This window comes from Bilophila wadsworthia ATCC 49260, assembly GCF_000701705.1.
GTDB classification, from domain to species: Bacteria; Desulfobacterota; Desulfovibrionia; order Desulfovibrionales; family Desulfovibrionaceae; genus Bilophila; species Bilophila wadsworthia.
The window spans coordinates 59,496-72,417 of record NZ_JNJP01000012.1 but is presented as its reverse complement, the minus strand read 5'-3'; the positions used below and the strand labels follow the sequence as shown (position 1 = coordinate 72,417).

Here is a 12,922-nt window from a genome sequence, read left to right as displayed (position 1 = left end):
AGGTGCGGCGGCGCGTCGGGGATTTCCGGGTCCGGGGTTGGCTCATCCGGGTTCATCCGGCATTTCTGCAGCGTCCCGCGAACCATTTTCAAATGCGTCGGCAACGGCTTACGTCCCGCCATATCCCGGTTGACCCCCTCCCCCCATTTTGCATGAACAAAAATCCACCTGCCCTATGCGGTCTTCCGGTGGCAGCACCAAACATTTGATCCCCCCCTCATCGTGTCACCGCACGCCCGCCGTTCTCCCGGACGGTCTTGCGGCTGTGGCAGGCATGACAGAGGGGTTGCAGGTTGCTCCGGTCATCCGTCCCGCCGTCGGCTCTGGCCACGATGTGGTCAACATCCGTCGCCGGCACGATGCGCCCGGCCTTGCGGCACTCCCGGCACAACGGTTCATCCATAAGGATCTGCGCCCGCAGCTTCCGCCACCGAGCCCCGTACCCGCGCCGGTATGCGCTCTCCCGCTGGCTGTCCTGCTCGGCCTTCCACTTCCTCGCCCGCGCTTCCGCCGCGTCCTTGTGCTTCGGGCAGTACCCGGACGGATCACGGGTAAGCTCATGGCATCCGGCATGGCGGCACACCTTGAGCGGTCTAGGGGGCATCGTCTTCCCCGCCCACGGCTTCATCCACCCGCCGCTCCACCTTCCGCTTGCTGCGAAGGAGCACCCGCCGCAACAGGTCCGGCACGGGGATGCCAAGCCGCTGCATGTGGGCAATGACGGATACGGCGTCCGTGATGATCAGGTAGGCAATGAAAAGGTTCAGCAACGGCATGTCGAACCCGCCAAAAGACCGGGAAAGGCTGGCGTTGACCACGCCGACAATCAGCAAGTAAAGGCAGTAGGCCGGGAACTTGAGCGCCCCGTGCGCCAGCATCCGGCAACGGAAATGCCTGCGCCGCACGGCGTCCGCCAGCCCAAAGGCAAAGTCGGCCACCAGCATGGCCCCAAGCATCCACAACAGATAGGCGTCCCCGCCGAACAGCGAGACGACGCCGGCGACGCACGAACCTATGACGGCCTTCTCAGGCCACAGGGCCAGCAGGCTTTGTGTGTAGTAGGCAAGCCCCTCCATCGGGGCGGGCGGCTGCATCATCATTCCTTCCCGGCTGCGGCCCGTATCGCCGCCTTGTCCGCATTGCACGCGCCGAGCGCCTGCCGCAGATCCAGCGCGTAGCCGAGCAGATCGGCATTCGTCACGCCGTTCCACAGGGGGGTGGGCGTTTCCGCCGTCAGGTACGCCGGGGCATCCTGCCGGATTATGACGGGCATGGTCGCCATCGGTTTACCTGAGCAGCCCGTCAACGGCAGGAGGCAGCACAGTGCCGCCCCAATCGCCAGTCTGCCTGTCATTCCGCATAGCCTCCCGCAGCTTCACGCGCTGCCGTTCCCGATCCTGTTCCAACGCCGCCAGCTTCCCTTCGCGTTCTTCAAGGCTTTCTTGAAGTTTGGCATGGGCCGCCGTCATGTCCTCGAGAGCGGCACGGTTTCGCTTTGCGCTTTCCTCCCATGTTACGGCGTCTTGCCGGGCAAGATCCCGCTGCTCCGTCACGATGAACGCAAACACGCCGAGAGCAAGGCAGGCCAAGGCAAAGACGGAGCAGGCGATGCGTTCGATATTCATCACCACTCCCGTTCCGGCCCCATATCGAGGTGCACGAAGTTCTCGTAGTCGCGGTGGCCGATGCCCCGGAACCCGCACTTACGGGCCAGCTTGATGAATGCCTCATGCCGCTCTTTCGGCATACGGACATCAAAGGCGAGGGTCAGATGCTGCGAATGCGCGACCCCGCCCACTTCCTTGTTGTGTCTGAAGCAGCGGTGACCGCAGTTGATGACGAGGGGCTCGCCCCACATGTCGCGGAGCCGCTGGAGCGCGTCCATGCTCGCCTCGTCCACGACGATCTCCCCGCAGCATTTGCAGGCGATCTCCTTCGGGGTGAAGTTCGGCCATTTCCCGGACCAACGAGCTTCGGTATAGTGCATGAAAAACGCTCCTGAGTTTGGTCAGGAGCGTAGCATGAAGAAGGGGGTGAAGCTCAAGGGTTTGTTGGACTGTTTCTCAGTTTACGCCAGTAGCCATGTCTCCCATCTGCGGATTCGACCCACACGTCCGTGTATTGACAGTGTTGGCAGCCGTAGAAACGCGTAACCATGGAGCCATGGCGACGCTTGCCATAACAACGCATCTCATTTCGTCCGCATATCGGACAGGGAGGGCATTTTCGGAGACGCCCCGGTCTGTTCTCGCTCTCGAACGGGCTCATGCTTCCCCCTTTCTCCCGACAAATCTGAGGACGTGTTTTCTCCGTGCTTGATCCTTTTCATACTCCGTCAGGCTGTGCCGCATCATCCGGCACACAATCAGGGCGTTTCCGGCGGTGGAAAGCACACTCAGTATGCTGTCGTCAACATCGCTGCCCTGTTCATCCACGAAAGACTGCGCCCCTTTCATGCACCGCAGGAAATAAGCCTCCAACTCGTCAAGGCTCATCTCCGGGAATCTATAGCCCTCATAGCCGACCATCCTGCGCCCCCCCATCACCGTCGTCATCAATCGTGGGAAACACCATCTTTTCGTCATACTCACACATAGCACGTCTCCTTTTTCGATTCACCATCGCGCGGCCCCTTTCTCTTTCAGGGGAGAATCCCCTCCCTCCCTTCAGGGGAGGAGGGGTTTACCCCTCCCCTGAAAGGGGAGACTCTTTTGCCGCTTTGCCACATTCATAAAATCAGCTACTTACGAAGTGGCAAACATTTTCTGCCGCTTCTCTTTTTTGCCACTTCTCAAAAATCTTTCAAATCAACATGTTATGAAGTGGCAAACCCTTTTTTGCCGCTTCTTGCCACTTTGCCGCTTCTCCTGTTGCCACTTCTTGCCACTTCTCTTTGCCACTTCTCCCGACCCTTTTTTACCGGGTCAGGCTCCGGTCGGATTGAAGTCGAACGGTCGCTCTTCCGGCGGATCGTAGTTCTCGCCCGGCACCAGATAAACGGTCTTCCTCCCCGACTCGTTCGCCGTCTCCCAGAGTTCCAGCCAACCCTCGAACAACGCCCGCTCAATGGCGTCGTCAAGCAATCTTCGTGACACACCCCATTCGGAATCATACACGCGAATGAAGGAGCGCCGAGTGATGTGGCGGCTTTCCTTCGCCAGATCCGCAACCTTGGCGCAGACGCGGGGCATAATGTCCGCTGGCGGGGCGATCCCTTCTTTCCGTGCGGGCGCCACCGGGTACAGGACGCCATTTTCCCCGCGGCGCAGGAAGAACATATCCCCTTGTGCCGCATAGTTGAGCTTACTGGCCTTGCCCGCCAGATACTCGCCGGGGCGCGGCATCGCCGGAAGATTGAGCCGCTTTTTCGCCACACCAGGAGGCAGAACCACCAGATTGCAGGCCCCGCGCATCCCGGCCACAATAGCCCCGGATCCGCGCACGGTGTCCACGTGCAGCGCTTCTTCCAGATTGAACTTATCGCCCCGTCCCGTGCCGTTCTTGACGCTATGGTGGACCACGATGATAGCCGCGCCGCTTTCCCTGCCGAGCTGGGCTAATTTGGAGCAAAAGAACTGCGCGGCCTCCTCGTTGCGCTCCACGTCCGCACCATGCAGGAGGTTGAGCGGATCCAGAATGACGGCGGCGAGATCCGGCATACGCCTGGCGGCGTCCAGCAGAGCATCGAAGGCTTCTGTGGTCGTCAGCCCCCGCGCCGGGTCGTCGCGCACCAGCCGCATGTCCTCACCAAGGCAAATCTGGATGTTGACCATGCGGTCGAAAGCATCCAATTCCTCGGCGCTAAGTTCCTGCCCCACCCGATGCGTACGCTGCCAGATAGGTTCCTCCGGATCTTCGCAGAGCAACACCAGCGTCCTGCCGCGCACGCCCGGCGTAAACGCCGGCCCGAGCAACGCCCGGCCCGTGGCCAGCGACGCCGCCAGCTGCAAGCTCATGGAGGTCTTGCCCGTGCCGCCCGCCCCACAGAGCACAAAGGGGCTACCCATGAGCACCATGTCCCTGAAGGCCCATTTCAATTCCGGAGGCGTCTGGCGAGTATAGCGGGCCGTGGGGTACGGTCCCTCAGTGTCGAGCCGAAATAGGAAGTGCCGGGTATCGCGCTCGCCGGACAGAAGCTGACGCCTCGCTTCCTCCACGCCATCGGCGCAGCAGAGATCGTTCCAGTCGGTAGGTTTGCCCGCAGGATTGACGAACGCAGGAAACAGGGCCACCGTATTCATCGCCCGGGCGCACTCCTCAGCGGCCTCACGCCCGGCATTCTTGTCCTTCCAGCGATCATCGTCCCCGCAAATGACAAGGGCGTCGCCGGGGTGGGCCTCTCTCCATGCCTGCGCCGCTGGAAGCAGGTTCCCGGCATCAAAGGCAACTACTGTCGTCCACCCCGTCGCCATGTGTATGCTCGCCGCAGTGGCGTAGCCTTCGCAGACGGCGACCTTCCCCGTGCCGGGGATGGTGAAGAACCGACCCTGCTTCGCCCCGCCAAAAAGAAAACTCTTTTCTCCGTCGGCATAAATTTCCTGCAAGGAACTCAGCGTTCCTTGTGCGTCACGCATCGGTACTAACAGCTTCCCGGCCAGGATCTTAAGGCCGAAGGACGGAACCTTCTTTCTGACGAGATAGGGATGGGTGACAGCCTCAGCGGCTCTCTCCCAGTCCCGTTCGGCCCGTTCCCGGGCCCGTGCGGCGTTCTCCGCTTTCTGGGCTTCTCTGACCCGTTTGGCCCGTGCCATTTTTTGAGCGAACTGCTCGCGTTCCGCCGATGTCATGGTGGACTGGCTCTTGCCCGACCACTTCCATTCTTCGCCCGTCTTCCAATTGCCGAACGCGCCTGCCGAAACGCCGTCGCCGTAAAAGACGTACCAGCCGGACTTCTTCCCCGGCCTGTCGTCCGCAACGGGACAGCGTTCCGGCATCGCCAGACCTGACGTGTCCGCGATTTCATCCGGCCTCAGCCCGGCATCAAACATTGCCTGGCGGAATCGTTCCACGGCGTCATACGCGGGCAATGGGGGGCGCACGGGTTCCTGCGTAATGACCGAGGCCGTATTGAAATCGAAATCAAACATGCCAGCACCTTGTCCTATACGCGCAAAAGCGGCAGGAAAAACAATCTTCGTCCGCTGCGCAGCGGGGAAGCAGTTCCCCCGCCTCACACGCCCGAATCACCGTCACGGCCCGGTCGGAAAGCTCCTGCGCCCTGCCAGGTTCAAAAGGGACGCTTTCATCGTATACTTCCATGGTGTCGGCGTTCATGGCGGTGAACAGGGTCGGATTTTCGGACAGGTTCAGGTATGCCATGTACAACTGCACCTGCGCGAAATATTCGGGATACGCCTTCTCCAACCCCTGCTTGTCCAGCTTGTTCCAGCCCTTGGAGCCAAGCACCTTGCACTCCCAGAGGCGCGGGTACGGCCCTTGTTCCTCAGGGCCGCCCACGAACACGCCATCACAATGCCCACGGATGCGCCCCTTTCCGGTGGAGAAGCCGAACTGGCGCCCGTCCACCCCAACCGTCCGCAGGACGAATCCAGCCATGCGCAGCCATTCCGCCATCCAGTCCTCGCCATGATGCCCGCGGTGGAAGATACGGTAGATGCGCCCTTCGAAAGGAACATCCTTTGGAGTATTGAAAAATTCGTATTGCAGCGCGCGCAGGCAGTGGTGGCCGATACGCGACGCTCCAAGATAATCGCGCGGCGCGTCTTTCTCCCGCTCCGCCCTTACGGCGGCGTCAATAAGCATTGAAATCCGGCGTCCCTTGAACCTGTGATTGAAATCCAGCCCCTGCGGCTCTTCCGGCTTGTGCATGAGATCAACCTCGTTAAAATACGCATGCCGTTTTCCGTGACACCGGCGGCATAACACAATGAGATCGCCGTCCCGTTCCTGAAAAAGGCGATCATACGAAAGATGGTGGACTTCCAACCGTTCAGCAGAGCCGCATTCCTGACAACGCCGCCCGGCAAGCCGGAGAGCTTTTTCCCGACGGGCTCCCCAGTGACCGGTCTTCAAGTACTGTTCGTAGGGAACGCGCCTAGCTTTTCGCCGTAACATTGCAGTAATGCAGGCAATAGAAAATCGAGACGCCGTACAGCGCGGACGGAATAGTGAACACTCCGGCTGCGTATAAGTCGGCGCGGCAGTGAACGGAGTCTTTGCCCACCCTTTGGCCGTATCGGCAAAAGAACATGGTTTCCCCCGTTCCGGGCAAAAGAGGCTCACCGTACGCTTCCAGCACACTTCTACACAGCAGATCCACCTCTTGCTTGGTGAACCCGCATACAGTTTTCTCCAAAAGCCCCGCCGAACCGAGCCGGGACGCAAGCAGCTCCAAATCAGGCATGAAGCACCTCCCGTTCAATGGCCTGCCTGTTCCAGAAAAAATTCAGGGTGCAGGCGGCGCTGTATTTGGTGAACGTGAACATATCCTCCTGCCCGTAGCCAAGCCGCTGCAGGAGTTCCCACTGCTTCGCCGTGGCCGCGTCGTTGAGCCAGCGCCGATTCTTCTTCGCCGCGTCGTCGCTTTCGTTCATGCGCAGAAAGTCGTCCGCGGCGGCCAACGCCTGCACCCGTTCCCCCACCATGATTCGCCGCAGAGCCCGCTCGTCCTTCAATCTGCCCAAGGCAAGCCACCGTTCTCCATCCGCAGAGCACACCGCTCCCCATGCCTCAAACCCGCTGGCCAGCATCACCCGACCGGAGCCGAACACGTCGCACCAACGGAACGGAGAAGCGGTCAGTATATCCACTTCCTCCATGACCACATTGGACACGACTTCCGGATCATCGGAACCGACTTCTCCAGGCGCGGCCCGCTCCGGCCCCTTGAACACATGGCCGCAAATCGGACATTCCATGACGCCGCAGGGGATTTCCGCACCGCATTCGGGACATGGTTTCTGCTTGTCCTCCATGCGCACTTTGCTTTCCAGATCCCGATGCGTCGTTAACGACCGCCCGAAATCCATGACGACGCAATCAGTCTTCACCACCCCCGGATAGCGGGCCGGATCCACGGTGCGCAGCCCGCGCCCAATCATCTGGAGCATGGTGGACTTGAATGAGCACGGGCGCAGCAGAACGACGCAGCTCACCGGCTGAGAGTCGTACCCCTCCGTCAGCACCGCGACGTTGACCAGAACCTGCACGTCGCCCTCGTCGAAACGCCGCAGCAGAGCGGCCCGCTCGAAAGATGACGTCTTGCCGCTCACGACCGCCGCATTCACGCCCTCGGCGCGAAAGGCTTCCGCCGCGTGTTCGGCATGACGCACAGTGGAGGCGAACACGATGGTCTTTCTATCCGATGCGAGCTTTTTCCACTCCCGCACCACGGCGGCATTGTGCACCTCCATATCCAACACGGCCTCGGCCTCGTTCATGTCGAATTCGCCGGAAGCGGTCTTGCGCAACGACGCCAACCGATCGTCCGTGCCTTCAAGCGTACAGACGAACGTCCGGGGCCGTACGAGGAAACCCATTGCGATGAGACTGTGCAGGGAAAGCTGATCGCAGCAATTGCTGAAGATATGGCGCAAACCTTTCCCGTCGCCCCGCGCGGGCGTGGCCGTGACCCCAAAAATCCGGCAGTCCGGGTTTTTATCCCGCACGGCGTCCACGACCTTGCGGTAGCTCGGGGCCACGGCGTGATGCGCCTCGTCGATGACGAGCAGATCCAGTTTGGGAATGGTGGACAGAGCCCTGTCCCGGCACAGCGTCTGCACCATGGCGAACGTGGCGTCCCCTTTCCAGTCTTTGATGTCGGCGTTGAACATCCCGACGCGGACGCGCGGGTTGACCTCCCGATATTTTTTCGCATTCTGGAAGGTCAACTCGTCACGGTGCTGGAGAATAAGCTGCTTTCCGCCGACACGTCCGGCGAGCGCCGACAGGAGCACCGTTTTGCCCGCGCCCGTCGGCGCCACCGCCAAGGTGTCGCCATGCTTTTTCAGCGCGGCGACAGCCTTGGAAACCATTTGTTCCTGGTACGGCCGCAAGATCATTTTTCTACCTCGCCCAAGCGGGAACGGGGGTAGGGGACGGAGCGGGTGCAGAAGGACGGGCGGGCTCCTGTTGCGCACTCCACCCGGAGCTGGAGGTCGCCTGCGGCTGGCTGTACTCCTTCATATCCGGCGTGATCACCGTATGGATACGGTTCTTGTCGGCATATTGCCCGGTCTTGTCCTTCTCGACGCCGAGCTTGGCAATGAACGTCAGCCCGCAAAAATCCTGCCAGCCGTCGATGCGGCGCGCGGCCTGTGCGGACTCTCCCATATCGTCGGGACGAATACCCCGTGCACTTTCCAGAATGGCGCGCAGAGTAGCCCGCGTGATGTTGCCGGCTGTGGATTCGCCGCGTTCATTCAGCTTGCCGCCGGAAACGATCAAAAACTGCCAAATCTTCCGCTTGGCGTACGGACCCTCGGAAACGACGAATTCACAGTCCAGCATCAGCGCGTCGGACGACTGCGATTGCTTGAACCAGCCTCCATCGCCGGCGCCACCGGGCCGGATGCTCATGGTCAACGGGACGATGGTGCCCGCGGGGATCGGGTCGAAACCAGAAGACTGCCTGTCGGCGCCGTTGAAATCGTAGCTCATGACTTATCCTTTCAGATTATAGGTGTAAGAAGAAATAGCCTTGCGTTCGCCCCGGTGGATTTTCTCCATCAGCCCGCCAAGGTGAGGCTGTTCGATCATGTCCAGTTTGCCGGACCGGTCTCCGGCCGGATAGTTCCACGGGTTGGGCCGGGAACAGACAAACGCCCTGTACGGCGCCCCGTCGTCCGTCCTCAATTCGGTCATGGTGACGACTTGATCCACAATGCCGGGGAGTTCCAGTCCGGTCTTGGCTCCCTCAATCTGCGGTTCGAAAAACTCACGGTTGAAGTCGTCCCGTTTGGCGTCCAGCAGGCCTACGAACCAGACGTTGCGCCCACGGATATACTGAAGCTGCGTCACCCAACGGATCATCTCCTTTCCGAGCAGTCCGTACGCCCCGCGGGAATCCGGCTTTCCCGTCTTCTCGCTGAAAGCTTCCGGCTGGCCCGATGCCCACTGGAAACACAGCCTCGAGGCCACGGTGATGGAGTCGATGAAGAGAGTCCGGTATTTTTCCGTCGTGGCGGGATCGCCATACTGCCCAAGCACATAATCGTAATGAGCCTGACTATACGGCTGGTCCGGACGCATGGCGGGGTTTGGCCCGCCGAGAAAACAGGCCACGTCCCGAGCCGTCTCCCAGTCCCGGATTTCGAGCGAGTCGCCGCCCCAGCCCCGTACGGACAGCCCGCCCGCCTCAAGGTCGAGGAACAGCGTCGTCTCCGGGTCAAGCGTCCACAAAAGGGAAGTCTTGCCGATCTTCGCCGGGCCGAAGATGACGCCCTTGATGCCGCCCTGCTCCTCCATCCGCTCATCGGCGGTAATGATGCGAAAACCGTTCATGGGTGCCCTCCTGCGTTTACGGACGACACCGGAGTGGCCCACAGATCCGGCCGGAGCAAATGGCGGCTGATGCCAAGCCCCCGCTCGTACCTGACGGCGTCCTCAGCCGAGATGGCGCGTGTCCCGTTACAGTGCCGCCACACGGTGGCATAAGCGATGCCCGTCCGCCTGGCGGCTTCCGCCGGGGTCAGCCCCATCTGATTGATGAGCAATGCGAGTGTGTTCATAAGTCAAGATTATTGACTATTGTCAAACTAAATGCAAGACAAAAATCTCTCTTAGTCAAATTGACATATGTCAATTGTTTCCATACAATTATCCCATGTACGCAGAAAAAATCCTCCACATTTTGAAAAATTACGTCGAACGCGAGTTCAACGGCAATGTAACGGCTGCCGGATCCTACTTTGGCATCAACCCGCACACGCTGCGCCGCTGGCTTCTCGGGGATCGCACACCTACGCTCAACGAACTGGGAAAAGCCCTTGATCTCATGGGAATTGACGTCCCGGAACATGGTGAACGTCTCGAGGGGTATGACATGGTTCCGAAGGTGACCGCACGGGCCGGAGCGGGTTCGTCCCTGATCACGTCCGACGAAGTACTCGGGTATTACGCCTTCCGCCGCGACTTCCTGAACCGCGTGGGCATCCACTCCAAGGAATCCGTCATGCTCGACGTCATAGGCAACAGCATGGAACCGCTCATCCGCCACAAGGACACCATACTCGTGGATCAGTCGGTCAAGGAACCGAGCGACGGCAAAATCTTTCTCGTTGGCCTCGGTGAGGAGCTTTTGGTCAAGCGTCTCCAGCGCACGGCCCGCGGCTGGCTTCTGCGCTCGGAAAACCGCGATTTCGCGGACGTAGCGGTGGAAGGTCCCGACCTTGAAGCTTTCCGTGTCTACGGACGGGTGCGGTGGTTTGGAAGGGTGCTATAGAAACAGTGCACCTCATGACAACACAATAAAAATAACTATTCAAAGAGATTACCACTATCGGCATCAGCGCCCGCAGTTGACAAAACTCCATTTCCATCTATTCTATTCAAAAAGGTACGCGTTACGAGGTGTCTGCTGTCAGAGTGGACTGCGTATTTGTTGTACCCCAAATGCCCCGCTTTTTTATACAAAAAGCCTTGGCTCTTTGTGGATAATAATTATCCACTAAGCCAAGGCTTTTTGTTTCATCTGCCATATTTCAAGTAATCGAATATCCGCACCAACCTATTCATATCCGATCTTTCATTGCTGTTTAGGTTGTCGTAAGCCCCCCTTTGGCGGAAAAAGTTTATCAGGTAGTTCTCTAACTCATCCACATCTATTTCAGATTCATTGAGATAAGGTATTTCGTATATAATTTTATGCGTATCATTATGGAATGTTTCAACAATTCCGTTAACACTTCTTGCAGGTATATGTTTTCTATTTCTATTTTTTTTATGTCTTCCATTAATTATATCATCAAAATTTGTACATCTACATTCTATACACTCTGGATAATTTCCCGCAGCTTCTTTTAGCAACATATTCAATGGTAATACATTATTAGCTCTATATAGGGACGGGAAAGCATATGTTAAAATATCATCGGCAGTAAACTCCAGATCATGCAGAACGACATGTTGATACCATTCTCTTGACGTCATTCCGGACAGCCCCTTTAAGGCAAACTCTGAAGACTTTCCAATTCCAAGTACAAGTTCTTCATCCCCTACCCTTTCGTCATCAATAGCAGCCACACGCATTCTAGCCGTAGGTTCATTAGTTAATGCAAAAGTGTAGAATTCTTGCTTGAACATACGAATAAGCTTGGCAGGAAGAGAAGCCCGCTTATCCCCAAGGGCTTCATAAATCGCCATAAAATTATCTGTTCTGATTCCAGTCATATGGATATGGTCATCACCGATTGCTACAGAATGTTCAAAAAGCTCCACATCCTCCTGTCCCCTTTTATGCTCAACATAAATAAAACGACTCTGAAGCTTTTCGAGATTTTTCTTTGATAAGCATTTTCCGAGATCTTCCAATATGATGCGGATATTGGGATCAGTCAAGGAATACCCCATAAATATGATAGGATATTCCATAAATATCGTCATGAGTTTTGCTGTAAGATAAGGGCTGAACTCCTTAAATTCTCTATAATCTTTGTCAGTAATAAGAATAGTGCTTGGATCGGTAACGGAACCATGTATTTTGTATATTTCCGCCCAACCCTGAAGTGCCGAAAAAATAAGTTCTTCTTGCCCTACAAAGGATTTATAGCCTTCCGTTTCCACCTCAAGAAGGCGATCATAATTCGTGGTAATGATACCAGCCAAACTACGGTTGGAAAGTTCCTTTAGTTTTGCCAACTCATCACGCATGTTCTCCACAGGAATTGAATGCTCATCAATATATTGGGCTATCTCCACCTTGAATGGTGACTGACCGTTCTTTACAAACGGCTTATAGTCATCTTTCACCTGTCTGAAAGATGGCTCCTCATACCAGCGTTTGTCAAAATCCTGCATGACAAGTCCTGCTACAACGGCAAGTCGAACTCCTTCTCTTCCGGAGTTGATGAGGCTTTCAGCCGTACTTGTATACTTGTTGAAGGCGAATTCATCACCACTTAATCTTTGGACAAAAATCTTCAAAAGCCCTTCCCAGTCGGGAAGATCGTAATATCTCCGTGAAAAACCAGACCCCACAAAGAGGAATGGCGTGGTACTGAAATCTTTTACCAACGAATGTAAATCCATGTTCAATCCCTCTTCTATAAGTTTTGTCTTAAAAACAGAGTATCCGTATACTTCAAATTTGAAAACTCCCCCAAGCCCTTCCACCGTGAGTGGCTTTTTCGTCCCCCGCCGCCTTGACTTTCCCACTACCCTATCGCCTTTTATTTGGCTTGACCTGCCCTTGTTACGTACATATATTTGTACAAAAATAGGAGATTGCCATGTCTCAGGCCATTACCTATTCCAAAGCCCGCCAGAACCTTGCAGACACTATGAACCGAGTCTGCGACCATCACGAAGCGGTCATCATCACCCGCCAGAAGTCGCCTTCCGTGGTCATGATGTCTCTGGAGGATTACAACAGCATCATGGAAACCGCCTATCTGTTGCGCTCGCCAGCCAATGCCTCTCGCCTGCGGGACTCTCTGAGCGCCGCCAATACCGGCGCAACTACGGCGCATGAGATGGTGGACTGATGCGGCTCACATGGACGCCGCAGGCGTGGGAAGACTATCTATACTGGCAACATATCGACAAGCGCACGGTAAAACGCATCAACGAACTTTTGCATGACGCGCTGTGTTCCCCTTTTAAAGGACTCGGCAAGCCGGAGCCGCTACGCTTCGATCTTGCCGGATGCTGGTCGCGCCGTATCAATCAGGAAGAGCGCCTCGCCTATAAACTGGATGAGCGAAGTGACACGTTGATCGTGTTGCAATGTCGGTATCATTATTAA

The 12,922-nt window shown here is 57.1% G+C and carries 17 protein-coding genes and 1 pseudogene; 3 read left to right on the top strand and 15 right to left on the bottom strand.

All coding sequences use genetic code 11. The annotated features are described in order from the left end of the window. Positions 1-217 precede the first annotated feature (217 nt). From T370_RS0107315 to T370_RS0107250, 14 genes and pseudogenes are all read right to left on the bottom strand, one after another. Positions 218-604 carry an HNH endonuclease gene (locus T370_RS0107315; protein WP_029435312.1) on the bottom strand — a complete coding sequence of 129 codons (387 nt, stop codon included), beginning with the start codon at positions 602-604 and terminating at the stop codon, positions 218-220. Further along, positions 594-1,094 carry a phage holin family protein gene (locus tag T370_RS0107310; protein WP_034505987.1) on the bottom strand — a complete coding sequence of 167 codons (501 nt, stop codon included), beginning with the start codon at positions 1,092-1,094 and terminating at the stop codon, positions 594-596. The genes T370_RS0107315 and T370_RS0107310 overlap by 11 nt, the downstream gene beginning before the upstream one ends. 2 nt (positions 1,095-1,096) lie before the next feature. After that, complete coding sequence (lysC, locus tag T370_RS22775; RefSeq protein WP_051643793.1) at positions 1,097-1,354, bottom strand: Rz1-like lysis system protein LysC; 258 nt, start codon at positions 1,352-1,354, stop codon at positions 1,097-1,099. Then, a complete protein-coding gene (locus T370_RS0107300) occupies positions 1,287-1,625 on the bottom strand; it encodes a hypothetical protein (RefSeq protein WP_029435309.1) in 339 nt (112 codons plus the stop codon). Before T370_RS0107300 ends, lysC begins: the two co-directional genes overlap by 68 nt. After that, entirely contained in the window at positions 1,625-1,987 is a 363-nt protein-coding gene (locus T370_RS0107295; RefSeq protein ID WP_029435308.1) for a D-Ala-D-Ala carboxypeptidase family metallohydrolase, read from the bottom strand. The genes T370_RS0107300 and T370_RS0107295 overlap by 1 nt, the downstream gene beginning before the upstream one ends. A gap of 277 nt (positions 1,988-2,264) precedes the next feature. Next, entirely contained in the window at positions 2,265-2,591 is a 327-nt protein-coding gene (locus T370_RS0107290; RefSeq protein WP_156034369.1) for a hypothetical protein, read from the bottom strand. Between the two features lie 333 nt (positions 2,592-2,924). Continuing rightward, the gene (locus tag T370_RS23570) at positions 2,925-5,087 is read right to left on the bottom strand and encodes an AAA family ATPase (RefSeq protein WP_051643792.1); all 2,163 of its coding nucleotides are present in this window, start codon (positions 5,085-5,087) and stop codon (positions 2,925-2,927) included. After that, positions 5,080-5,829: a hypothetical protein gene (locus T370_RS0107275; RefSeq protein ID WP_051643794.1), complete on the bottom strand. Its 750-nt coding sequence runs from the start codon at positions 5,827-5,829 to the stop codon at positions 5,080-5,082. Before T370_RS0107275 ends, T370_RS23570 begins: the two co-directional genes overlap by 8 nt. 33 nt (positions 5,830-5,862) lie before the next feature. Continuing rightward, positions 5,863-6,075: pseudogene (locus T370_RS26285) on the bottom strand (HNH endonuclease); the annotation flags it as partial. Further along, the gene (locus T370_RS0107270; protein ID WP_029435304.1) at positions 6,056-6,364 is read right to left on the bottom strand and encodes a hypothetical protein; all 309 of its coding nucleotides are present in this window, start codon (positions 6,362-6,364) and stop codon (positions 6,056-6,058) included. The gene T370_RS0107270 and the pseudogene T370_RS26285, both read right to left, overlap by 20 nt. Next, positions 6,357-8,021, bottom strand: coding sequence for a DEAD/DEAH box helicase (locus tag T370_RS0107265; RefSeq protein WP_029435303.1), 1,665 nt, complete (start codon positions 8,019-8,021; stop codon positions 6,357-6,359). The genes T370_RS0107270 and T370_RS0107265 overlap by 8 nt, the downstream gene beginning before the upstream one ends. 4 nt (positions 8,022-8,025) lie before the next feature. Then, entirely contained in the window at positions 8,026-8,619 is a 594-nt protein-coding gene (locus tag T370_RS0107260; RefSeq protein ID WP_029435302.1) for a hypothetical protein, read from the bottom strand. A 3-nt stretch (positions 8,620-8,622) separates the two neighbouring features. After that, complete coding sequence (locus tag T370_RS0107255; protein WP_029435301.1) at positions 8,623-9,462, bottom strand: ATP-binding protein; 840 nt, start codon at positions 9,460-9,462, stop codon at positions 8,623-8,625. After that, positions 9,459-9,689 (bottom strand): helix-turn-helix transcriptional regulator, encoded by a 231-nt coding sequence (locus T370_RS0107250; protein WP_029435300.1) that lies wholly within the window; start codon positions 9,687-9,689, stop codon positions 9,459-9,461. Before T370_RS0107250 ends, T370_RS0107255 begins: the two co-directional genes overlap by 4 nt. A 95-nt stretch (positions 9,690-9,784) precedes the next feature. On the opposite strand from T370_RS0107250, the gene T370_RS0107245 reads away from it, so the two are divergent. Beyond that, a complete protein-coding gene (locus T370_RS0107245) occupies positions 9,785-10,402 on the top strand; it encodes a S24 family peptidase (RefSeq protein ID WP_156034368.1) in 618 nt (205 codons plus the stop codon). Positions 10,403-10,647: 245 nt separating this feature from the next. On the opposite strand, the gene T370_RS0107240 is transcribed toward T370_RS0107245, so the two are convergent. Further along, a complete protein-coding gene (locus T370_RS0107240; RefSeq protein WP_029435298.1) occupies positions 10,648-12,207 on the bottom strand; it encodes an SIR2 family protein in 1,560 nt (519 codons plus the stop codon). Positions 12,208-12,407: 200 nt separating this feature from the next. Between T370_RS0107240 and T370_RS0107235 the strand changes: the two genes are divergently transcribed. After that, a complete protein-coding gene (locus T370_RS0107235; protein WP_029435297.1) occupies positions 12,408-12,662 on the top strand; it encodes a type II toxin-antitoxin system Phd/YefM family antitoxin in 255 nt (84 codons plus the stop codon). Next, entirely contained in the window at positions 12,662-12,922 is a 261-nt protein-coding gene (locus T370_RS0107230; RefSeq protein ID WP_029435296.1) for a Txe/YoeB family addiction module toxin, read from the top strand. Before T370_RS0107235 ends, T370_RS0107230 begins: the two co-directional genes overlap by 1 nt.

Excerpts from the sequence above, each read along its gene's own strand:
- T370_RS0107315 (WP_029435312.1), bottom strand. The coding sequence starts at position 604 with ATGCCCCCTAGACCGCTCAAGGTGTGCCGCCATGCCGGATGCCATGAG.
- T370_RS0107310 (WP_034505987.1), bottom strand. The coding sequence starts at position 1,094 with ATGCAGCCGCCCGCCCCGATGGAGGGGCTTGCCTACTACACACAAAGC.
- lysC (WP_051643793.1), bottom strand. The coding sequence starts at position 1,354 with ATGACAGGCAGACTGGCGATTGGGGCGGCACTGTGCTGCCTCCTGCCG.
- T370_RS0107300 (WP_029435309.1), bottom strand. The coding sequence starts at position 1,625 with ATGAATATCGAACGCATCGCCTGCTCCGTCTTTGCCTTGGCCTGCCTT.
- T370_RS0107295 (WP_029435308.1), bottom strand. The coding sequence starts at position 1,987 with ATGCACTATACCGAAGCTCGTTGGTCCGGGAAATGGCCGAACTTCACC.
- T370_RS23570 (WP_051643792.1), bottom strand. The coding sequence starts at position 5,087 with ATGTTTGATTTCGATTTCAATACGGCCTCGGTCATTACGCAGGAACCC.
- T370_RS0107275 (WP_051643794.1), bottom strand. The coding sequence starts at position 5,829 with ATGCACAAGCCGGAAGAGCCGCAGGGGCTGGATTTCAATCACAGGTTC.
- T370_RS0107270 (WP_029435304.1), bottom strand. The coding sequence starts at position 6,364 with ATGCCTGATTTGGAGCTGCTTGCGTCCCGGCTCGGTTCGGCGGGGCTT.
- T370_RS0107265 (WP_029435303.1), bottom strand. The coding sequence starts at position 8,021 with ATGATCTTGCGGCCGTACCAGGAACAAATGGTTTCCAAGGCTGTCGCC.
- T370_RS0107260 (WP_029435302.1), bottom strand. The coding sequence starts at position 8,619 with ATGAGCTACGATTTCAACGGCGCCGACAGGCAGTCTTCTGGTTTCGAC.
- T370_RS0107255 (WP_029435301.1), bottom strand. The coding sequence starts at position 9,462 with ATGAACGGTTTTCGCATCATTACCGCCGATGAGCGGATGGAGGAGCAG.
- T370_RS0107250 (WP_029435300.1), bottom strand. The coding sequence starts at position 9,689 with ATGAACACACTCGCATTGCTCATCAATCAGATGGGGCTGACCCCGGCG.
- T370_RS0107245 (WP_156034368.1), top strand. The coding sequence starts at position 9,785 with ATGTACGCAGAAAAAATCCTCCACATTTTGAAAAATTACGTCGAACGC.
- T370_RS0107240 (WP_029435298.1), bottom strand. The coding sequence starts at position 12,207 with ATGGATTTACATTCGTTGGTAAAAGATTTCAGTACCACGCCATTCCTC.
- T370_RS0107235 (WP_029435297.1), top strand. The coding sequence starts at position 12,408 with ATGTCTCAGGCCATTACCTATTCCAAAGCCCGCCAGAACCTTGCAGAC.
- T370_RS0107230 (WP_029435296.1), top strand. The coding sequence starts at position 12,662 with ATGCGGCTCACATGGACGCCGCAGGCGTGGGAAGACTATCTATACTGG.